The 20003-nt window shown below is 36.0% G+C and carries 24 protein-coding genes, 1 pseudogene and 1 riboswitch; of the genes and pseudogenes, 4 read left to right on the top strand and 21 right to left on the bottom strand.

The genetic code is table 11. The annotated features are described in order from the left end of the window. Positions 1–36 precede the first annotated feature (36 nt). The 5 genes from ACFQU5_RS10955 to ACFQU5_RS10935 form a co-directional block, all read right to left on the bottom strand. Positions 37–414 (bottom strand): SLAP domain-containing protein, encoded by a 378-nt coding sequence (locus ACFQU5_RS10955; RefSeq protein ID WP_390287671.1) that lies wholly within the window; start codon positions 412–414, stop codon positions 37–39. A gap of 237 nt (positions 415–651) precedes the next feature. Continuing rightward, the gene (locus ACFQU5_RS10950) at positions 652–1335 is read right to left on the bottom strand and encodes a DUF4956 domain-containing protein (protein WP_390287669.1); all 684 of its coding nucleotides are present in this window, start codon (positions 1333–1335) and stop codon (positions 652–654) included. Positions 1336–1364: 29 nt separating this feature from the next. After that, the gene (locus tag ACFQU5_RS10945; RefSeq protein WP_390287667.1) at positions 1365–2063 is read right to left on the bottom strand and encodes a polyphosphate polymerase domain-containing protein; all 699 of its coding nucleotides are present in this window, start codon (positions 2061–2063) and stop codon (positions 1365–1367) included. A gap of 275 nt (positions 2064–2338) precedes the next feature. Next, complete coding sequence (locus tag ACFQU5_RS10940; protein WP_390287665.1) at positions 2339–3643, bottom strand: sensor histidine kinase; 1305 nt, start codon at positions 3641–3643, stop codon at positions 2339–2341. Beyond that, positions 3636–4322, bottom strand: coding sequence for a response regulator transcription factor (locus ACFQU5_RS10935; protein ID WP_390287663.1), 687 nt, complete (start codon positions 4320–4322; stop codon positions 3636–3638). The genes ACFQU5_RS10940 and ACFQU5_RS10935 overlap by 8 nt, the downstream gene beginning before the upstream one ends. Positions 4323–4488: 166 nt before the next feature. Between ACFQU5_RS10935 and ACFQU5_RS10930 the strand changes: the two genes are divergently transcribed. Continuing rightward, positions 4489–6606, top strand: a complete 2118-nt coding sequence (locus ACFQU5_RS10930) for a carbohydrate-binding domain-containing protein (protein ID WP_390287661.1) — start codon at positions 4489–4491, stop codon at positions 6604–6606. Between the two features lie 126 nt (positions 6607–6732). Here ACFQU5_RS10930 and ACFQU5_RS10925 read toward each other — a convergent pair whose 3' ends face one another. The 3 genes from ACFQU5_RS10925 to ACFQU5_RS10915 all read right to left on the bottom strand — a co-directional run bounded on the left by ACFQU5_RS10925 (position 6733) and on the right by ACFQU5_RS10915 (position 8415). Continuing rightward, complete coding sequence (locus ACFQU5_RS10925; protein ID WP_390287659.1) at positions 6733–7056, bottom strand: phosphoribosyl-ATP pyrophosphohydrolase; 324 nt, start codon at positions 7054–7056, stop codon at positions 6733–6735. A gap of 35 nt (positions 7057–7091) precedes the next feature. After that, on the bottom strand, positions 7092–7619 hold the full coding sequence (locus ACFQU5_RS10920) for a P-loop nucleotide/nucleoside kinase family protein (RefSeq protein ID WP_390287657.1): 528 nt from the start codon (positions 7617–7619) through the stop codon (positions 7092–7094). 277 nt (positions 7620–7896) lie between these two features. Continuing rightward, positions 7897–8415, bottom strand: a complete 519-nt coding sequence (locus ACFQU5_RS10915) for a hypothetical protein (RefSeq protein WP_390287655.1) — start codon at positions 8413–8415, stop codon at positions 7897–7899. A gap of 119 nt (positions 8416–8534) precedes the next feature. Here ACFQU5_RS10915 and ACFQU5_RS10910 point away from each other — a divergent pair, with 119 nt between their 5' ends. Next, complete coding sequence (locus tag ACFQU5_RS10910; protein ID WP_390287653.1) at positions 8535–8846, top strand: hypothetical protein; 312 nt, start codon at positions 8535–8537, stop codon at positions 8844–8846. A 6-nt stretch (positions 8847–8852) separates the two neighbouring features. Here ACFQU5_RS10910 and ACFQU5_RS10905 read toward each other — a convergent pair whose 3' ends face one another. The 12 genes and pseudogenes from ACFQU5_RS10905 to ACFQU5_RS10850 all read right to left on the bottom strand — a co-directional run bounded on the left by ACFQU5_RS10905 (position 8853) and on the right by ACFQU5_RS10850 (position 15816). Further along, entirely contained in the window at positions 8853–9227 is a 375-nt protein-coding gene (locus tag ACFQU5_RS10905; RefSeq protein WP_390287651.1) for a YunG family protein, read from the bottom strand. Positions 9228–9271: 44 nt separating this feature from the next. Then, positions 9272–9436, bottom strand: a complete 165-nt coding sequence (locus ACFQU5_RS10900) for a hypothetical protein (protein ID WP_390287649.1) — start codon at positions 9434–9436, stop codon at positions 9272–9274. Next, positions 9436–9732, bottom strand: a complete 297-nt coding sequence (locus ACFQU5_RS10895; RefSeq protein WP_390287647.1) for a hypothetical protein — start codon at positions 9730–9732, stop codon at positions 9436–9438. Before ACFQU5_RS10895 ends, ACFQU5_RS10900 begins: the two co-directional genes overlap by 1 nt. Further along, positions 9675–9935, bottom strand: a complete 261-nt coding sequence (locus ACFQU5_RS10890) for a hypothetical protein (protein ID WP_390287645.1) — start codon at positions 9933–9935, stop codon at positions 9675–9677. The genes ACFQU5_RS10895 and ACFQU5_RS10890 overlap by 58 nt, the downstream gene beginning before the upstream one ends. A gap of 216 nt (positions 9936–10151) precedes the next feature. After that, positions 10152–10460, bottom strand: coding sequence for a putative quinol monooxygenase (locus ACFQU5_RS10885; protein ID WP_390287643.1), 309 nt, complete (start codon positions 10458–10460; stop codon positions 10152–10154). A 125-nt stretch (positions 10461–10585) separates the two neighbouring features. Then, positions 10586–11242, bottom strand: a complete 657-nt coding sequence (locus ACFQU5_RS10880) for a potassium channel family protein (protein ID WP_390287641.1) — start codon at positions 11240–11242, stop codon at positions 10586–10588. A 23-nt stretch (positions 11243–11265) separates the two neighbouring features. Continuing rightward, on the bottom strand, positions 11266–12606 hold the full coding sequence (locus ACFQU5_RS10875; protein ID WP_390287639.1) for a TrkH family potassium uptake protein: 1341 nt from the start codon (positions 12604–12606) through the stop codon (positions 11266–11268). 154 nt (positions 12607–12760) lie between these two features. Further along, a riboswitch (cyclic di-AMP (ydaO/yuaA leader) is annotated at positions 12761–12900 on the bottom strand. 104 nt (positions 12901–13004) lie between these two features. Beyond that, positions 13005–13373 carry a cupin gene (locus ACFQU5_RS10870; protein ID WP_390287637.1) on the bottom strand — a complete coding sequence of 123 codons (369 nt, stop codon included), beginning with the start codon at positions 13371–13373 and terminating at the stop codon, positions 13005–13007. A gap of 137 nt (positions 13374–13510) precedes the next feature. Continuing rightward, entirely contained in the window at positions 13511–13732 is a 222-nt protein-coding gene (locus ACFQU5_RS10865; protein WP_390287635.1) for a hypothetical protein, read from the bottom strand. Between the two features lie 94 nt (positions 13733–13826). Beyond that, complete coding sequence (locus tag ACFQU5_RS10860; protein ID WP_390287633.1) at positions 13827–14240, bottom strand: NUDIX hydrolase; 414 nt, start codon at positions 14238–14240, stop codon at positions 13827–13829. 514 nt (positions 14241–14754) lie between these two features. Further along, positions 14755–15159 carry a hypothetical protein gene (locus ACFQU5_RS10855; protein ID WP_390287631.1) on the bottom strand — a complete coding sequence of 135 codons (405 nt, stop codon included), beginning with the start codon at positions 15157–15159 and terminating at the stop codon, positions 14755–14757. A gap of 165 nt (positions 15160–15324) precedes the next feature. Further along, positions 15325–15816, bottom strand: a pseudogene (locus tag ACFQU5_RS10850) (DinB family protein). A gap of 321 nt (positions 15817–16137) precedes the next feature. On the opposite strand from ACFQU5_RS10850, the gene ACFQU5_RS10845 reads away from it, so the two are divergent. Both ACFQU5_RS10845 and ACFQU5_RS10840 read left to right on the top strand, forming a co-directional pair. Next, positions 16138–18114, top strand: a complete 1977-nt coding sequence (locus ACFQU5_RS10845) for a methyl-accepting chemotaxis protein (RefSeq protein ID WP_390287629.1) — start codon at positions 16138–16140, stop codon at positions 18112–18114. Positions 18115–18727: 613 nt separating this feature from the next. Then, on the top strand, positions 18728–19147 hold the full coding sequence (locus ACFQU5_RS10840) for a hypothetical protein (RefSeq protein WP_390287627.1): 420 nt from the start codon (positions 18728–18730) through the stop codon (positions 19145–19147). 131 nt (positions 19148–19278) lie between these two features. Here ACFQU5_RS10840 and ACFQU5_RS10835 read toward each other — a convergent pair whose 3' ends face one another. Continuing rightward, a complete protein-coding gene (locus ACFQU5_RS10835; RefSeq protein ID WP_390287625.1) occupies positions 19279–19890 on the bottom strand; it encodes a LysE family translocator in 612 nt (203 codons plus the stop codon). Between the last annotated feature and the right edge of the window lie 113 nt (positions 19891–20003).

Genomic DNA, 20003 nt, shown 5'->3' with positions numbered 1-20003 from the left:
TTTTCCCAATCAAAAAACAACGAACCCAAAAATAAATTAAATTAATCCCAGCTGACCATTTTCATAAGCGGTTTGTGTTCGATAGCTGCCCTTTGGAAAAATAAACGTCCAAGGCATACTGACTTTCGATGGAACTGTAAGGGCAGGTTGAGTGAATACCCCTTCTGCAAAAGCTTCGCCTTGTACACTATAAAGTAAACTTATATGATGAATGCCAAAAGGATAATCTGTAAAATTATGGATTAATACAGTCACAAGTAATGACTCTTCATGGTTAATCGCTTCTCTTATGGGTGAGAAAAGAATATCGGAATGATTTATATTTTTTGTTTCGGTAAAGATTCCTTCTATTTTAAGTCTGTCCTTGGCACTCAAAGCCTTGTCCCAGGATGCCTCGAATTGTAATTGTTGCATAACAATATTCACCTCTTGATGGATAAGTTTATCATATAGGATTTTAAAAAGCAGAATTTTAAACAAATAAAGCGAGCAGTTACTTTATAACGTAATAGCTCGCTTTATTGCTATTAAATTGGAACAATTCTTCCTTGAAATTAATACATAAATTTTTATAAAAGTTTTATTAATAAAACAAATTAGATAAAAAAATCATCCCCACCTATTTAAAAAATGAGGATGATTCAATATTATTTACGCCGTAAAGTTGCCGTCATAGCTTAACATAATGGCTGATTTTACACCTTCAAGGCTTGAAATATTGTTGATGAAACTTATATCATTTTCTTTGACGCGAATTTCGTACGTTACTTCAAAGTCATTTCCAGGCATTACAGATTTTGATTTGATAGAATGTTTTTTCACATGTTCTGAAATGACATGTTCCATTGATTTTTCAATAGAAGTTTCATCATAACGAACGACTAATAGATATGGATTTTCTACTTTGATTCGGTTACCGAAAAGAATTAAAACAAGACCAATTAAAATTGAACCAATAATCACTAATGGGATAAAACCAGCTCCACATAAAATACCTGAAACAATTGCCCAGAAAAGATAGACGATATCCATTGGGTCTTTAATCGGTGTTCGGAAACGCACAATCGATAACGCCCCAACCATCCCTAAAGACAACATAACATTAGACGAGATCCCAATGATGATTAAAGCTGTTGTCATCGACATGATGATTAAAGAAATATTGAACGTATGGGAGTAAATAACACCCGAGAAAGTTTTCTTATATACATAATAAATGAATAGCCCTATTAAAAAAGATGCTAATAATCCAATAACTGAATCCGTAATTGAAAAGCTACTTGTTTTTTCTAAAATATTTGATTTAAAAATTTCATCAAAATTTACTGTTTCCATTTTAAATGCCTCCATTAATTTTTTCTACATTATCCGAACATTCGGCTGATTTGATATTTCGAATAGGTTCCTTTTTTCCGGTTTCCAAGCTGCAGCAAATACTTTATGACATCCGGGATAAACTCGTCATACTTCACTTCAAGGATGACAACTTCTGGATTCGTTTCCACCATGGCTAAGTCAGGGTTTAGCAAATCGTTGTTCCGAAAGCTTGTCTTAATATCACTGTCAAACGTTACACGGACATTGCCTTGATCATAAATAAAGACTTCCCTTTCATAGTCCACAACCGTTACCGGCTTTATTTGAAAGAGGTTCATTTGGACGTACAGATCCTGAATAAGTGATCTCGAATCATTTTCCATCCAAGCGATGTCCCCAATCTTTATTTTTTCGTATTCCTCTGCAGTCAACGGACATTTTTGTTTATACGTAAGATTATTCCGTTTACTCTTTTTCTCCAGGTTCAAGAAATTCATATTATAGTCGTAGAGCCTTACACGAAACTTATCCCGTTGATAAAATCCTTCTTTTTTCTCGGTTAGCACCTTATTATCGAAGTTATCAAAATACACGCTACGGATTAAATACCTGCCATCCTTCCTGGCGTAGGGATCTACTTTCATGTAATGCTTTAATCTATTTCTTAGAAGATAGCAATCCATCTTGGTAATTTCATGCTTGAGCTCCGTTCGCCCCATAACACCGTTTAAGCGTCTTCCTTCCATCTGCCTTTCTCCTTTGCTGTGTGTTCTCTTATGAATCCCATTATTATGGACGAACCTTAAACGAACCTTAAAAGCGATTCGGGAAGAAAAATAAATTAGAAGTTCGTCTATTTGTTTAATGATTCCTTGGTAAGTTACGATGCGTTCCATTCCCTTAATGAAACACGTTTCGAACTGAATTTGCTTCAAGATGCCTTCATTCCCTTCTCGATAACCAAAAGTTTTTACTTAAAACTTATAGCCCACAAAAAAAGAGATTGCATTTCTGCAATCTCCTACTTTGGTAGCTTGATGATAAAGGTTGTTCCCTTGTTTTGATTTTTCCTTACTTTAATAGTACCTCCGTGCTTTTCAACTATCCAACTTGCAATGGATAATCCTAAACCCACTCCACCCGTCTCTCTGGACCTTGCTCTGTCTTCACGATAGAAACGCTCAAAAATATACTGCATATTTTCTTCTTTTATTCCAATTCCCGTATCACTCATTTCCAGTACTATGCGCTGATCTTCAAGATATGTTTTCACACCGATACCGTCATTTTCACCAGTGTATTTTAATGCATTATCCAGCAAGATGACGAATAGCTGATGTAAGCGGGTTTCATCGGCATTAATCGTAATCGGACATTTTAAATTAAGCCAGAAATGCTTGTCCTGAGACTCGGCAATTTCCTGATACGGAGCACAAACCTCTTGAACAAAAGCATCAAATTCTATGGATTTCATGTTAAGCTCCGTTTCCGCGGAATCTGCTCTAGCTAAAGTTAATAAGTCCGAAGTTAGCTTCGATAAACGGCGTGTTTCTGAAAGGCTCAAGGCGATGTTTTCAAATTTGTCGGCTATTCTTTCTTGAGGTGCTCTAAGCAGTAACTCTAATTTATTTTGGATGATGGTTAACGGCGTTCTCAATTCATGGGAAGCATTTTCCACAAACTCCGCCTGCTTGTTCCATGACTGAATAATCGGTTTCATCATCTTTTTAGATAATATGAAACTCGCTGATATTGAGAGAATAATGAAAATCACTGAACAAATCGTTACCAGTTTAATAAAATTGGAGATAATGGTTTGTTCAGCATCTACATTGATCAAAAGCTGAATATAAGCAATTTCATTTTGATCATTCGTATCCTCGAAAAGTAGGTATCTGAAATGGTATAAATCATCGATTGATGTCATCGTGATTTCATCTAGCTTAGTCTTATCGAGCTGGTAATTCGTAAGATAATTTTCATAAAATAAAGATCCGATTTCTCCCTCATTCAAAATACTGCCGGTACTGTCCCATTGAATGACAACAATCCTCGGGTTCGGATTCTCTCTTTTCTTATCGATTGGAGAGGGGTCCTGATTGCCTTTTCCAGGCATCGGCCTAATTTCATCTCCCTCAATACCATTCACATTGTCGGTAAGTCTCTCTTTAAATAATTGCAGCTCCTCATCTGCGTGAGAGTACAATGTTCTTTGGACCTGACCAAAAATGATGAAGCTGAAAATCGTAAAGATGACTGTAAAAGCAAGCAGGTTAAGAAGCATGAATTTAAGCTGTTGCTTTCTGAAAATGGTTTTATTAAACATGTCCTTCACCATTATCCGTAAGCATATAACCTAGGCCACGGAACGTTTTAATGTATTGGTCATAGCCATATTTTTTTAAGTTTTTCCTTAAATTACTTGCATACACTTCAACTACGGTCGTGGAGGTATCGGATTCAAATCCCCAAATTCGATCAAAGATCTGTTCTTTTGTTAATATTGCATTTTTATTATTAATCAGGTACTCTAGCAAATCGAATTGCTTCCCATTTAATTTAAGGGTTTCCCCATGAATCTCGGCGGTTTTATTTTTTATATTTAATTTAAGTTCCTTAAAGGTAATCATATTCTCTTTTAATAATCCACCCGCTCTTCTAACCATAGCCTCAAGTCGAAGCAACAGTTCTTCCCTATGGAAGGGCTTAACGAGATAATCGTCAGCACCTACCTTAAACCCCTGAATCTTGTCATCTATGCCATCCTTCGCCGTCAACATAATGACGGGCGTTGTGATGTTTTGCTTTCTCAGGTTTTGCAGCACTTCATAACCGTTCATAGAGGGCAGCATTATATCCAGAATAATTACGTCAAATATATTTTGTTCTGCCAGGAATAACCCCTCTTCTCCGTCGAATGCCTGCTCCGGCTGAAACATGTCCTTGACTGTTTCACATATAGAATCAGAGAGATATTTGTCATCTTCAATAACTAATAGTTTCATCTACCTGCTCCCCCTTTCTCTGTTCAATTTCTACGTTTGATTATAGGTGCAATTTCTAGAATTGCAAATTTTAATTTTTTTAAGGTTGATTTAAGGTTGACCTTAGATAATAGCCTCATACGCAACAACAGCAACAAAAACGAGAAATGAAAAAGGAGTAATACTAATGAAAATACGAAATTCTAAGTTTATAAAAGTCGCGACACCTCTTATGATCAGTAGTGCTTTATTATTTGCTTGCAGCGACAATTCAGAGGAAGGCGCTTCTACAAGCAATGCAGCAGTTGCCGAAGCAGAGAGCTTAAGTACGATCGGCAATCAGGAAATACTAAGTGTTATTAATGAGAAAGTTTCATATTCAGATGAGGATTTCTATACAGACTGGGATAATGCCACTTCAATCAAACTTGAAGGAGACAGTGCAAGCTTTGATGGGAACGGCGGCGTGGTCATTGATGGCAGTACCATCACAATTCGAACTTCCGGTATTTATGAAATTAGCGGGAAGTTAAATGATGGACAAATTATCGTAAATGCAGAGGATGAAGGAACGGTTCGACTGATCCTTGATGGAGTGGAAATCAATTCATCAACGAGTGCACCCATTTTTGTAGAAAAGGCGGAAAAAACGGTTGTTTCATTGGAAGAAGGAACAACGAACAGTTTAAGCGATGGCGAAAATTACGTTTATGAAAACTCAGAAGATGATGAGCCAAATGCTGCCCTTTTCAGTAAAGACGACTTGACGATTAATGGTGATGGAACTCTAGTCGTGAATGGCAATTACAATAACGGGATTGCCTCTAAAGATGAGTTAAGAATCACTGATGGGACAATCCAAATTGAAGCAAAAGATGATGGGTTGATGGGCCGTGACCTCGTTGCTGTAAAAGATGGGAAAATTACGATCACAGCTGGTGGAGACGGAATCAAATCAACAAATGATAAGGATGCTTCAAAAGCAATCATTGCCATTGAAGACGGTACCTTTGACATAAAGTCGGCCAATGACGGTATTCAAGCTGAGACTTCCCTCCTAATTGCCGATGGAGAATTCAAGATTACTTCCGGTGGCGGTAGTCCAGAAACGATTGAAACAAATGAAAATAATATGATGCCCGGCATGCCTGGCGAAACGAATGATACTACAGCTATAACTAGCACAAGTACAGAAAACGAAAGTACGAAAGGTCTAAAAGCCGCTGTTGAGGTAGCAATAGGTGGAGGAAGCTTTACGATTGATTCCTTGGATGATGCTGTACACAGTAATAATTCGATTACCATCACTGGCGGAGATTTGGAAGTAGCTACCGGAGATGATGGGATCCATGCAGATACTTCTATTTTAGCAAAGGGTGGAAATATTAATGTCACGAAGAGTTATGAAGGTGTAGAAAGTAAAAGCATTACAATTGCTGATGGAGAAATTCATGTTAATGCTACAGATGACGGTATTAACATTGGTGGTGGCAATGACGCTTCCGGCCGTGACTTTGCAGCAACAGAAAATACGGAAGAGAACGTTCTTTCTATTAATGGTGGTTATGTTTATGTGAATGCGATGGGAGACGGCCTTGATTCCAATGGTTCGATTGCTATGACAGATGGTACGGTAATCGTTAGCGGCCCAACCAATAATAACAATGCCTCTCTGGACTATGATCAGAGTTTTGAGATTGATGGCGGCATACTTATTGCTACAGGAAGTGCAGGTATGGCAATGGCCACTTCAGAAGATTCTGCTCAAAGCTCTATTATGATGACGTTTACTGAAACACAAGTAGCAGGAACGGCGCTTCAGCTAGAGGATAGCAATGGAAGTCCAATTTTGACATTTGCTCCAGAAAAGGATTATCAATCGATAGTTATCAGTTCGCCAGAATTGACGAAAGATGGGTTTTATACACTTTCTTCTGGAGGAACGGCAACTGGAACTGAAAGTGACGGCTTATTTACAGAAGCAAACTATGAAGGCGGAACGAATGAAGTCGAGTTTACAATCTCCGACACAGTGACATGGCTAAATGAGTCAGGAATTACAGAAGCGGGTTCCAATGGTTTTGGCGGAATGGGTGGTCCTGGTGGTACTGGTGGAAATCCAGGAGGAGGTCGTGGCGATATGTTTGCAGATTTAGATGATGCAACAAGAGAAAAAGTCCAAAGCATCATGGAACAACAACGAAACGGCACGATTACACAAGAAGAAGCACAAGCACAACTCGCTGAACTTGGAGTTGAGCTTCCAATGGGTGGACAAATGAAAGAACCTGTTCAACCAGAATAGGCTAAAATAAATGACGATGGCCCAAGTTATTCAGATACTTATTTGAGTGCTTGGGTTTATTTTTTGTGTGTCCCCTAATATTAGTGTAAACAACCATAAAAACCTACTTAAAATTATGCTACACTTTTATTCATTTACACTAACCAAAAAACATTTCCTCTTAAAACCGCCACGCTCTTCAAACTTGTTTTGTCGTATTTTTTCTACTTCTTCTATATTTCCATGATGAGTTTTAGCTAACGAATGAAGGAGTTCTAATATATCAGCAAGTTCTTCCAATGCATTATCATCAGTCGATGAAGTTAGATACTCTGAAACTTCTTCTTGCAGCTTTTTTTTTAGTTCTAAAATAAATGTCTCCTGATCTAATATAGTAAAATCATATTTTCCCCCACTATCTTCAATTATTCCAGGAATTTTATCACGAACTAATTTTTTATAAATAACCATTGCTCTCTCCTAACCATTTATCTCTATTGATGTATTCAATTATCCAATAAATAATCCATAACCCCATCAATATATGTATCTATAGGTTTACTGCTGTCCACCACTAAGTACGGATGATTGCCAGGCTTTTTACTATTTTTAATCGTATATTGGAAGTTCTCAACAGACTTCACTTCTTTTATTTGGCTCATCCTGCTTATTCGATATTTCAAACGTGAATTCACTTCATCAAAATCATCCAGGTAGCACTCAACATATTTGTATGGAACTTTATATTCTTTTGCTAAACTTGTTCCTTTAATTATCATTTCTTCATATAAACACGGACTATCAAATATCACACTTTTTCCCTGTGATAAGTAAAACTCAATCGACGCCCAATCCATACTATATGAAATCTTGCCTAATAGCTTTTCCGCTATCTCTACTTCTCGTGTAGATTCCAACAATGCCGTTTTTGAAATATCATGATCCACAATGATCGCACCGGTTCTTCCGGCAATTTCAAGCGCAAGTGTCGATTTTCCCGAACCTGGAAATCCAGACATCTGGACAAAAAACATTAGACTCCCTCTTTTCCCTTTAAGGATTGTTGGCGAGATGATTTCTCCAATAGAATGTAATGATATGTTTTTAATACGGAGATTAAATGTTTATCAGTAAAATCATTTAAATTTGCACATACATTTGTAGGTTCAAAGTTTATATTGCGTATGTTGAACCCTTTTTTGACTTTAACAATTGCGCCCTTTTTGGCCAACCTGATCGCACAAACTTCACATGTTTCACTTCTCCTGGATAAATTCTTCTTTTATAAATCAGGATTGTAAAGATAGTAAACTAATTATGATAAGTAGTTAATTCTTCAAGCGTGTTCCAAACTACAACTTTCTCAAACTCCTCTCCATTACTGTCGAATTTGATTTTCACCCTTCTTTCACTATCTTTCTCTACATCATTAAGTGAAAAGAGGAATACAATCTTCCCTTCATCTTTAATTTCCAAGCTATTGATATTTGATACAATTCCTAGATTCGGCTCAGTATAGATTCCTGATGACTTCATTGGATCCGCACCAAAGACTTCATAATCTATACCATCTTCTTCGAATGTAATCGGAGCCCCATCCCTTTTGATAAATTCTATCGACTTTATGGTTATGGATGAGTCACCTATCCACTCGATTGGGACAACCAAATGGAAACTTCCTTCTTTCCAATCTGCACCAAAGTTTCCTAAATGAAATTCACCATCAATCGTTTTCTTTTGTTCGCTGCAACCGGCAACTAGAAAAAGAGCAGATAAAAAACTTATACTCAATAAAAGTTTCTTTATATTAATATTTTTTGATATATACACATTTTACACCACCAAATGTTTCCATATTAGTTTCATTCTATCATGAAACTTTTAGGCTTATGAACCTTATTTTATTGGGAACACTATACATAATTGATTTGATAAATAGGAGTGATACTATGCCGCGTAAGCCAGCTCAAACTAACGATGAGCCAGAAAATGAAAAAATGGATGAAGTGCCAAATAATCTGCAAAGTGAAGTCGATAATCTTTCACGGATGTTAGCTGCGGTACTGGACTATTTGGCTGATGAGGAAAATGAAGAAATCGACATTGAATATCTTTTTGATAAAACGGAAGGTCTGCGAGAATGGCGAAAGCAGTATCAGGAAAAAAACAGAAAGCTGATTGAGGATGAAATCAAAAAATCTCTTGGGGACTTATCATTTGAAGAGCTTCAGAAAATTCGTGCACAGATAAAAGAGAAATAGGGGCAGTTATAGATGATTGTAGGATTTACAATCGCCTAGATTCTTTAAAACACTTTGTTTTAGATAGTTATATTGCTTTTCATTGGTATCCGAATATGCTTCTTCTCTATTGGAGGGAATATCTATGTAGGAGATCGATTCCTTAAATTGGGAAGATGTAAAATCATATCGGATTCCATCAATAAAATTATAGAAGTGCCATCCATCAGGTAATTTAGTTTTCAAGATTTCTCCACCTAGCAGATCATTTACTACTAATGATGTCACCCCACAGTGGCCTTTTGCAGGGTTTTCAATACTCCATTTAGAACTTGATTCAATGGACCACGAAGTAGACAAAGCTTTATTTATGCTTTCTATTTGTTTTTTGAAATTAGTCACCTTATATCTTCACTCCTTCAAATAATCGCTTTTCTATAAGGACATTAATAATGCGGAATTTTTACTAGTACATACTCTTTAGTCCACATTTGAGTAGTAGCAATTAATCTTTCACCGTTTTTCTCAAAGAATAATCCACTACCATCTTTCTCTTTAAACTCCCAACCCTTAGCCGCCACTAACTGTTTTACATTTTCATCAGCATTCACTATCCTTTGTTTTCAATTCTTGTTATATACAAAAGACTATTTCCTTCCTCTGCAATTTGAACAATTTTGCTGTCAGATGCATTCAAGCTATCAATTGCTTCCTTTGCTGATAACCCATCTATTGGTAGTGACGGGTAATATAATTTGTTAACATATACAAATGCCACAAAAATCACTATTAACACACCTATAATCACTTGAAAACTATTTTCATCCAAAATACGATAGTCATTACTTACTACATTTTGCTGCAAACGTAAATTACCTTTTTCAATAATTTCCTTCCACCAAAACAACCCATCGTTTTTTCTTTCGGTGTGTCTTCTTTATTCGCAATTAACCGAATAAGATAGATTGGTTTATCGCCAATGACTGATAACAACAATTCACTATCATTAAACAGAGCACAAAATGCTATAACAGTCGTCCAATTGGCAGGTGTTCTGCCTTTTTCGATTTGAACAAGAGTCTTTTTGGAGATACCCAGCATTTCAGCCATTTTATCATGTGAGAAGCCCTGTTCGGTTAAGCTGCATTTTATCTGAGATTAGTTGAATAAATTTTTCTCTTTCCAAGTAGCAACACTTCCTTATAGTGTAATTTTACACCGTTTGTATTTTTCTCAACAACAGGATGCACTAATAAAAATTAAAAAGAACATAACAACTAAACTGTTACGTTCTTTCTATGAGAGCTAACGCATTTTTCATTTGAGCTATGAAACGCCCTTCCCGCCCATTGTTTTTAATGTACCGATTCTTTCCATCCCTGTTATGATGGGTTTTGCACATTGGATTAATTTTTGAGTGGCTTCTAAAGTTAGTGATGCTTGGTGCGCCTCTTTATTGCTCCATACTTCATAGACATAAACTGTATCCGGCTCATTTTCAGAAATACTGACAAGATAGATCTCACATTCTTCCAGGTCAGCCATCGATTCCGCAGCTTCCAGCAAGATTTCTACCATTGTGTTTTGTTCTCCAGCTTGCACCGTAAACTTTCCAAACAAACTAAATTTGCTCATTTCGTCCTCCGTCATTTTGACTTAAGAGTATTGTTTCTATACGCATGCTGCATTAACCTTTTTTCTAAAATAGAAAAGAGGCATTCATCCCAAATTGATGTTTCCTCTTTCTACCATAAAGTCCACTATCCTAAAATTGCAAATTTAGCTAAATCATTTCGATTTCCTATTGTAACTAGAATATCACCATCCTGAAGCAACTCGTCTGGAGAAGGTGAAATAACGATATCGCCATTTCTTAAAATCGCAATAACACTTACTTTAAACCGGGCACGAATATCAAGTTCTTTCAAGCTTTTACCGGTCATTTTCTTAGGTAAAAGAACTTCCTCAACATTATAGTCTTTGGATAGTTCGATGTAATTCAGCATGTTTGGTGATAGTAGCTGATTGGCAACTCGTTCCCCCATATCTCTTTCAGGATAAATAACCCAATGCACACCTATTGTTTCGAGTACCTGACCATGACGCTTACTTGTTGCTTTCGCGATAATTTTTTTGATTCCTAAATTTTTAAGAAGCATTGCCGTTAGTATACTTGATTGTATATCATCCCCAATTGCTACAATAACACAATCGAAGTTCGTTATACCCAACGAAGTAAGTGCCTTCTCATCGCTAGCATCCGCTATTGCACAATCCGTTACATAAGGCTCTGCGTTTTCAACACTTTCTTCATTAATATCAATCCCTAATACCTCCTGCCCTGCTTCATGCAACCTTCTCGCAATACTTGTTCCAAATCTACCTAACCCTATTACTGCATATTGATTTTTAGACATTGTTCAACTCTCCTTATGATTGCTTAGCCAATCATCATATTTCCATTTGGACGTTTATAAGTTTCTTTGACTTGTCTTTTAGTAATCGCAAATCCAAGAGTTAACGGCCCTAATCTTCCTATAAACATCGTAATTATGATAAAGATTCGCCCGAGTGGCGTTAGTTCCGGAGTTAAGCCCATTGATAGCCCCACTGTTCCGAACGCTGAGGTTGCTTCAAATAAATACATTATAAAATCATGCCCATGCTCTGTAATGCTAAGTAAGAAAGTCACAAGGATAACAATCAACACCCCACTTACAGCAACTGTGAAAGCTTTTAAAATTGTCTTTTCAATAATTCGGCGTTTAAAGATCACGACATCTTCTCTACCTTTCAATTGAGACAGAACCGTTGCCATTAAAACTGCAAAAGTCGTAACTTTAATACCACCTGCTGTAGAACCTGAACCGCCACCAATAAACATGAGAAAGATTGTTAAGAACAAGGTTGCGTATGTCAGATCGCCCATGGATAAAGTATTTGCACCTGCTGTTCTAGGACTTACACCATGAAAAATGGCACCCAATACTTTCCCTCCAAGATTTAATGGACCTAACGTCTTATCGTTTCCATACTCAAATAAGAAAATTAAGAAGGATGCTCCCACAAGCAGAAGTAACGTTGTACTTAGGACCACTTTTGTATGAAGTGAAAGTTTGTGTGTTTCAGGATATTCGTATAGCTCATTAATCACGACAAATCCAAGACCACCTATGATAATGAGGGAGCATATTGTTAAAACAACAAATGGATCATCAACATACCCAGTTAAACTATTGAAATCTCCGAATATATCAAATCCTGCATTATTAAAGATTGAAATACTATGGAAAATCCCAAAGTAAATTGCTTCACTAATGGGCATATCAAATGTAAAACGAATGGCTAGTAAAGTAGCACCTATACTTTCTGCAATCACCGTAAAGAGCAACACCCTTTTCACTAACTTCACCATACCAGCAGTAGAAGTTGCATTATATGATTCCTTTAAGAGGAGCCTCTCTTTTAGTGAGATTTTTTTACCTAACAATGTAAATAGAAATGTCGCAAAGGTCATAAATCCTAGACCGCCAATCTGAATGAGTACTAGAATGATAATTTCACCAAACATCGAAAAGGTATCACCAGTATCAACAACAACCAGCCCCGTAACACATGTAGCTGATGTAGCAGTAAAAAGAGCATCTAAAAATGATATACTTATCCCATCCTCTGTCGCAATAGGGAGTGTTAGTAAAAATGCCCCTACAAAGATGACCAAGGCGAATCCCAGCACTAAAATCTTAGAAGGATTAAGCCCTTCTAAAAGTAAATTTTTCATGTTTCTTCTCCTCTAATTCAAAGTAAAACTACTTTAAAATAAGCTTCTTTCTCTATATCACTTGATTTTTTGCACAATAAAAGACCGCAGTTAAAACAAGTAGCAAATTTGTGGATATACACAAAAAGGCACCTTGAATTAGGCGGTCATATAAGACCTCCTTCGCTTTAGCCGACGAAGTTAGCTGACGGATAGGATGGCGAAGAAGCTGAAATCATCCCTTCTGCAACTGCAGAATTAACCCCAAAAGATTGGGTCCTCCGTTCTCATTATGAGATTTGGCCATTTATTATTGATTTTGGATTCATTCTACGCCTCAATAAGTCACTTGTAAATATAAAAAAATACAAATTTGTGTAAAAAAATCCGCCTAGTATGGTTCTTTTGCATAAGGCTTATCAATACAGCTTTTCTCCCCTTAAAGGCATGAAAGATGATGGGGTTAATGCTTCACTCTCAATAACAATGGCGATCAAGCCCGTCTCAGTCTTTGTCTCATGCCATTCATCTTTTTCCCAAAATACTGCATCGCCCTGCTGAATTTTATAGTACTCTTCTTTTTCACTCCGGACATAGCCTTCTCCATTCAACACTAATAAAAGTTGAGGAATAACTGCTTGATGAAGACCGACAATACCGTTTTTCTCCAAATACATACAACCTATGTGCGCTGCCATTTCCGTTTGCAAAATACGTGACATAATAAAATTCGAATTAAATTGTGTAATTGTCTTACCACTTTCTTTATTAAATTTATAAAACTCCATTATGTACCTCCATTCAAACTCATCCATTCACTTTCTCCGCTTACCTAACCCAAATAAAACAAGGACATTAGTCTTTGTCACTAATGCCCTTTGTATCGTAAATATTCGATTAACTGTATTTATTATCCTTTAAATTTCTATTTCCTATTATGGTATATCAACAGAAGCGAGAAGATGATTAATAATAAAAACCCCACAAATGACAGAATATCTGCCATTAGCACGATAAATTGTTCTAGTGTATTGGCTCCGCCTCCGCTGAATACGCCCATTAAAGCAGAACCTAGAATCGAACTATTTAATAATGCCAGTACCGCACTTCCGATTAAGCAGTAAAGTAATCTCGAGCTTTTAGTCAATGTGAAAATACCTCCTTATGCTATTTTAATAAAGAACAGCAAAGAAGGTTACTCCAATAAGGATAAACAAAACTTTATGTTGATTGCTCTCCCTTCACACAATATTCAAAAGGTATTGCTCTAGAATGTCCCGGTCTTCAGGGAAAGTAAGCTCTAAATCTTGTATTTCATTTATAGATTTCCATGCAATATCATGGATTAAGTTGTCAGGATCCTGAATGGTTTTAGTTCCACCAACTAGTTTGACTAGAAAATAATGAACTTCAAAGGAGATATTCACTTCATCATAGCTCCCCATTTTCACTTGAAGTTCTTTTTGAATTTCGACCTTATACCCGGTTTCCTCCTCAATTTCCCTGATACAGCACTCCTCAAAAGTTTCATTGATTTCCCTTCCACCGGAAGGAATTGACCATGTTTTCTTTTCTTCCGGCTTACCTTGTAACACCATTAAAAGTTGACCATTTTCGTTGATACAAACACCTGATGAACCATGCCATTCTTGCATATTAAATCACTCCCTTTCATTCATCTACTTCTGCAATTCCAAGCGATTCATGTTCTTTTCGATAAAACTTTTGTAACTTGCCAACTTTTAAGTAGTCCTGCGTAATTTCATGGCCAATCATGTCATCAATCCTAAAAATATTTTCAATATAGGAAAAATAGCTGTTAATATTTATCTCAACACCTAATTTCTCATTAAATTCCCTTAGTAATGTTTCGGCTGACCTCTCTCCAAATTCAATCGCGCCTCCAATTGGCCGGCAGTAAATACCTTCCCCATTGGAGTGTTTACCTTCTTGCTCTTACAACAAAATATCATTACCTCTAATAATTATTCCTAACGCCGTTACTCTTGGAATCATTAGTTTACCTCCTCGGATAATTAAATGAATTCAACAAAAAAGAGCCTTAATCCTTTTAGAATTAACGCTCATGTAGAATTATGAAAACTACTTTTTTTCGTAAGGTTTCATAATTTAAAATTGTTCCGTAATTTCTAACAAAGACGGTTCTCCCTAATCTGAATATGAGCCACCCGGTAAAGAAAATACATAGAACCCATTATCTCCTCGCAACTGCCATCCCTCAAAATAATTGCTGTCATGGAATAACTCTAGATATATACTCTCTTCAAATTCAACCACTAAATCTGATATCTCTTCATAATGGAATATATTCGTAATCCTTTTTCCCATGAGAATGTTTCTAACATTTTTATGGGAGTATTCTCCTGGTGCTTGTAGACAATCGGAATATCCAATTGCTACTTCATTGGAAACTCGCAATCTCCAAGGGCATTCTACGGTTAAACCTCCCCATTCAAAAGACATTAAAAATGGATGTTTTTTTTGGGTGTTTACCTCTGTAACCTTTTGGCCAATAAAATAATTAAAATCTAATTTGCTTAATTTTTTGTTCATGCTCATCCCTATCCTAAAAGATTATTAATCTTTCTTTGTTTAATTATAGAGCAGATACTTCCTATCTAAATATAGTATCTTGTCTTTTACTCAACAAAAAGTACTTAAACTTTAAAAGTAAACGCTCCCTTAAATTGAAGAAGGCATTAGTTCACATTTTTTTAATTAATCTTCTCTTACATCATTTTTCCAGCTATTTTGCAACTTGCGTATATAAATGATTTGACCGATGTGATATGCGTTATGAGTTGACACATTTCCGAGAATTCCCCACCATTTCACATGTTCAGATAAACCATTCACTTCACCCTCAATTTTTTCTTCAGATAATAACACTTGCCAAAGTAAAAGCACCTCCAATAGCTGGTTTTTTAAGTCCGTAAATCTATAATTCTCAGGAATTATAAAGCTGTTATTATTATTTTCAATGGAAGGTACAGCATCAACGTGAGATTTTTGTTACCTGATTTGCCATGTTTGATTCCCATAAAGTAAATGCTGCACAATTTCAGCAATGCTATTGCTTTCCTCGTTAGGTTTCCAAAATGATTGTTCCTCAGACAGATTTTTTATGGCATTTGAAAATGGCAGGTACCAACTAGGGTCATTTGCATTTGCCAGCAACTGTTCCGATAATACATCTTTTGCATGAACCATAACCAACACTCCTTAATATAAATCTTCTATTTTTACTCTATCCTGACTATTGGTTCTCCTGTCCTTCTTGAGGTAGTCTAATCCGTTTGTGAACATGCCAACTTAACACTCTCTATCATACTTATTCTCCCAATTAAATACATGTCATAGCATTGCGTTCCATTTGGACTCATTCGTATAGAATGAAAATTATATATTTTTTAAAAAATCAATACTAAGAAAAACAATTTTTGTACCGATATATTAATAACGGATAAGGTATTGAGTTAGACTCCATAAACTGACTCGAGACAATGTAAATAAATAGAAGGGAATTATAAAATGGGGAAACTAAAACTACCTAAACTAGGAAATCTTAAGCCAAAATTGATTATTGCATTTGCTTTTATACTAATTCTACCTTCAATAATAATTGGTACACGATCATATATAGCAGCAAAAGATGCCATCTACAATGACCTTCTACACGGGATTGAAGATAATCTGAATATATTAAACCTGTCTATTGATAATGCGATTGAACCAAAAATTCATGACATCGGAAAAATATCCGATCAATTGAATGCAATGAGTTTACAGAAAGAAAACACACAGCAAATTGAAGATTATTTAGAACAGTATATTGAATTGCATCCAGAAGTAGAATCCATTTATATCGGGCTTTCTGATGGATCTCTTATTATCCCAAATGCAGAGGTGGGATCAGATTTTGACGCTAGGGAAAGAGCATGGTTTAAAGAAGCTATGGCTCAAAAAGGACAAGCAATTATTTCCGATCCATATGTATCTGTCACAACAAATGATGTCGTTGTTGCTGTCTCACAAACTACAAGTGACGGGAATAATGTAATCGGTATAGATTTGAAGATGAGTTATCTTCAAGAGCTAGTACAACTAATCAACATCGGTCAAGAAGGCTATGCTCTTATATTAGATAAGAACGGAAATTACATTGTCCACCCTGAAAATGAATCAGGAACTAAGGCAAAAGAATCCTTCTACCAAAATATGTATGAGGATCAATCAGGAAATTTTGAATACGAATTAAATGGCCAACCAAAAGTAATGGGTTATACAACAAATGAACTGACTGGATGGAAAGTTGCCGGAAATCTATACACTTCTGAAATTAGCAACTCGGCGTCTCCTATCTTAAACGCAACATTACTAGTGATTGTTATTGCTCTTGTTATTGGTACAGGAATTGTTTATTTCATTATCCGTTCGATTGTCGCACCAATAAAGGATTTGAAAGAAAAAGCAATAACAATTAGCAACGGAGATCTTACACAGTCAATTAAAGTTAGAACAACGGATGAAATCGGGGATTTAGGAAAAGCTTTCATCAGTATGCAAGATAATTTAAAAGCGCTATTACGCAATATTGAACAGAATGCAGAACAAGTAGCCGCTTCTGCAGAAGAATTATCTGCAAGTTCAGAAGAGACAAGCGCAGTGACGGAGCAGGTTTCAACCTCGATCCAACAGGTATCATCTAGTGTAGAAAAGCAAAAAGTAAGTGTGGAGGCAAGTGTTCTTGCTTTAAATGAGATATCCGATGGTGCTACTCATATCGCTAACTTCTCTTCAGAAGTAACGGAACTTACACAAGAGGCATCAAAACAGGCACTAGAAGGTGGCGAATCCGTTGGGAAAATCGTTAACCAAATGGAGTCCATCCATGAATCTGTCTCAGAATCCAATAAAATAATCCATTCATTGACTGAGCGTTCTAAACAAGTAGATTCGATTTTAAAAATCATTACTGGTATTGCCGAGCAAACCAACCTACTATCTTTAAATGCTTCGATTGAAGCGGCAAGAGCTGGAGAGCATGGAAAAGGATTTGCGGTTGTAGCCAATGAAGTGAAAAAGTTGGCGGAACAATCGAGGGAATCAGCAAAAGATATTCAAGATATTATTTCAGCTATACAAGATGATACGGAAAATACGGTTAAAATCATGTCACATGTAACACAAGAAGTAAACAATGGCGTGAATATTTCGAATGAGGCTGTAACGAGATTCTATACAATTATTGACACGATGAATAAAGTAACACCACAAATGGAAGAGGTTTCAGCAACTGTACAACAAGTGTCAGCTTCTATACAGGAAACAACAGAGCGTGTAAATGACAATGCTTTACTAGCACAAGGAAATGCCGCAGCTTCGGAAGAGGTAGCAGCATCTGCAGAACAGCAACTTGCGGCTATGGAGGAAATTTCAGCTTCAGCACAGGCCTTAACTGAAATGGCGGAAGAGTTACAAGTCCTAATTTCCAAATACAAATATTAATCTCATTAATAATAGTTGTAATCTAGAGTGGCTAGGACAAAAACCAAAAATACCATTTTCCGATTAGGGAAATGGTATTTTTCAAGTGTATAGAATATTGATTTTTTGTAGACTGACTCCAGTTTTCTTGAATTTTCTACTTATGCCTCACCCTCTTCTTATAGTAAATGCCATCGTTAGTTTTGATAAAACTATTTCCTCTACCATATATACTTAATCAGTCGAATCAACAATCTGGGTATAAACATTAAAATATTCCAAGCCACTTCTATTAATATTGAATCCCTAATCTCTTTTAAAAATCCTTTAAGAAACATTCTACCTCTCTTTTTTCTCTTTTCAATTTTCATCTTCGTTCTCCCACATTTTAATAGTAACTGTCCCTTCTGGAAACGCTATATTTAATAATCTTGCCTATAAAAAGAAAAAACGCGAGAGGACCTCATTCTTCAAAAACATCAACTAATTACCGCTTTCTATTGCAGACTTGGTAAGTGTTGATTATCTTTGTATTATGATACAAATCGTATCGTTAAGGAGAAGAATAAATGCGAAAATTACTCTTTTTTTACTAGTTATTCCTATTTTCTTTTTACTTATTATAGGTCTAATCTTGTTTGACTATATCTATTTCCCGTTACTTGGCTCTAAAGCAGAAGCAGCTGCTGAAAGGTATCTAGAAGAAAAATATGAAGAAGAATTTGTTATTGATACATCAAGCTTCTCAAAACCACTTGGTAATGATATGGGTACTTACAAGATTGATTCTCACCCTACGAAAAACCCAAAACTGACAGTTCGTATATCAATTGATGAAGAAATGCGTCCGATTTCCGATAACTACCTAGACATGAAATGGCGGGCATTAATATTGATTACTTTAATGAAAAACTCGAAAGAGAAATCTCAGAAAAGGACAAAAGTCTTGATTACGCAGACTTTTCAAATAAACATCTCAAAAGCAGAGACTATGTTTTTAACTTTTCATATGATTCTAGATATGAAGAAGATAAACAGAAGCTGGAAGATATAAAATCCTCTGAGGACTTGGAACATTATATTAGAAACGTAAAAACAGCATATTAACCTACAGGATTATTGAAAAAAAGCCCTGTAAAAGACAATGAGTGAACTGTCTTTTACAGGAGAATAATTAAAGCCAATTTATTTTGTATCATTTTGCATAAAGAGTAATTTAACCCCAAATCCAATCAGTACAATACCTGTTATTTTTTCCATATAATTTTGAACAGTTGCTGACATTAGCCATTCGCGAATATAAGTTAAACAGAAAACGTAGAAGACAAACCATAGGATGGATAATAACGAATAAATGCTTCCCATAACTAGAAGTTCAATGAACGCATTATCTTGCGAGCTAACAAATTGCGGCAGAAAGGTGATAAAAAACACCGCTACCTTTGGATTGAGGAGGTTTGACAGAAAACCCTCTTTAATGGGAGAACCTTTCGTATTACGATTCGTTTCATTTAAATTGTCAGAGCTTTTACTAGATATTAGTGATTGAACACCTAAATAAATCAAATAGATAGCCCCAACCCACTTCAATATAGAAAAGGCTACTGCCGATTGCAGAACCAATGCTGATAATCCTAACGTTGCAGCAAGAGTATGACCAAGCGATCCTGCTGTTATCCCTATAGCCATTTGTAAACCATCTTTCTTGCCCCCAGAAATTGTTCGCTTTGTAATCAATGCAGTGTCTACCCCAGGACTCATTACAACAAATAAGGTCATTAGAATAAACGAGATCATCTTTCCACCTCAATCATTTGTTTAATAAAATTTAATATGTTAAATTAAAATTAACACTAAATAGAAATTTATACAATTAAATTTTGAAATTTCAAATCCGTTGGAGGCTAATT

The sequence above is a fragment of the Ureibacillus sp. GCM10028918 genome, assembly GCF_042666115.1.
Taxonomy (GTDB): domain Bacteria; phylum Bacillota; class Bacilli; order Bacillales_A; family Planococcaceae; genus Ureibacillus.
This window is presented reverse-complemented; position numbering and strand designations above follow the sequence as displayed.

Bases quoted from the DNA above. Each gene is read 5' to 3' on its own strand.
- ACFQU5_RS10955 (WP_390287671.1), bottom strand. From the start codon at position 414: ATGCAACAATTACAATTCGAGGCATCCTGGGACAAGGCTTTGAGTGCC.
- ACFQU5_RS10950 (WP_390287669.1), bottom strand. From the start codon at position 1,335: ATGGAAACAGTAAATTTTGATGAAATTTTTAAATCAAATATTTTAGAA.
- ACFQU5_RS10945 (WP_390287667.1), bottom strand. From the start codon at position 2,063: ATGGAAGGAAGACGCTTAAACGGTGTTATGGGGCGAACGGAGCTCAAG.
- ACFQU5_RS10940 (WP_390287665.1), bottom strand. From the start codon at position 3,643: ATGTTTAATAAAACCATTTTCAGAAAGCAACAGCTTAAATTCATGCTT.
- ACFQU5_RS10935 (WP_390287663.1), bottom strand. From the start codon at position 4,322: ATGAAACTATTAGTTATTGAAGATGACAAATATCTCTCTGATTCTATA.
- ACFQU5_RS10930 (WP_390287661.1), top strand. From the start codon at position 4,489: ATGAAAATACGAAATTCTAAGTTTATAAAAGTCGCGACACCTCTTATG.
- ACFQU5_RS10925 (WP_390287659.1), bottom strand. From the start codon at position 7,056: ATGGTTATTTATAAAAAATTAGTTCGTGATAAAATTCCTGGAATAATT.
- ACFQU5_RS10920 (WP_390287657.1), bottom strand. From the start codon at position 7,619: ATGTTTTTTGTCCAGATGTCTGGATTTCCAGGTTCGGGAAAATCGACA.
- ACFQU5_RS10910 (WP_390287653.1), top strand. From the start codon at position 8,535: ATGCCGCGTAAGCCAGCTCAAACTAACGATGAGCCAGAAAATGAAAAA.
- ACFQU5_RS10890 (WP_390287645.1), bottom strand. From the start codon at position 9,935: ATGGCTGAAATGCTGGGTATCTCCAAAAAGACTCTTGTTCAAATCGAA.
- ACFQU5_RS10885 (WP_390287643.1), bottom strand. From the start codon at position 10,460: ATGAGCAAATTTAGTTTGTTTGGAAAGTTTACGGTGCAAGCTGGAGAA.
- ACFQU5_RS10880 (WP_390287641.1), bottom strand. From the start codon at position 11,242: ATGTCTAAAAATCAATATGCAGTAATAGGGTTAGGTAGATTTGGAACA.
- ACFQU5_RS10875 (WP_390287639.1), bottom strand. From the start codon at position 12,606: ATGAAAAATTTACTTTTAGAAGGGCTTAATCCTTCTAAGATTTTAGTG.
- ACFQU5_RS10870 (WP_390287637.1), bottom strand. From the start codon at position 13,373: ATGGAGTTTTATAAATTTAATAAAGAAAGTGGTAAGACAATTACACAA.
- ACFQU5_RS10860 (WP_390287633.1), bottom strand. From the start codon at position 14,240: ATGCAAGAATGGCATGGTTCATCAGGTGTTTGTATCAACGAAAATGGT.
- ACFQU5_RS10855 (WP_390287631.1), bottom strand. From the start codon at position 15,159: ATGAACAAAAAATTAAGCAAATTAGATTTTAATTATTTTATTGGCCAA.
- ACFQU5_RS10845 (WP_390287629.1), top strand. From the start codon at position 16,138: ATGGGGAAACTAAAACTACCTAAACTAGGAAATCTTAAGCCAAAATTG.
- ACFQU5_RS10835 (WP_390287625.1), bottom strand. From the start codon at position 19,890: ATGATCTCGTTTATTCTAATGACCTTATTTGTTGTAATGAGTCCTGGG.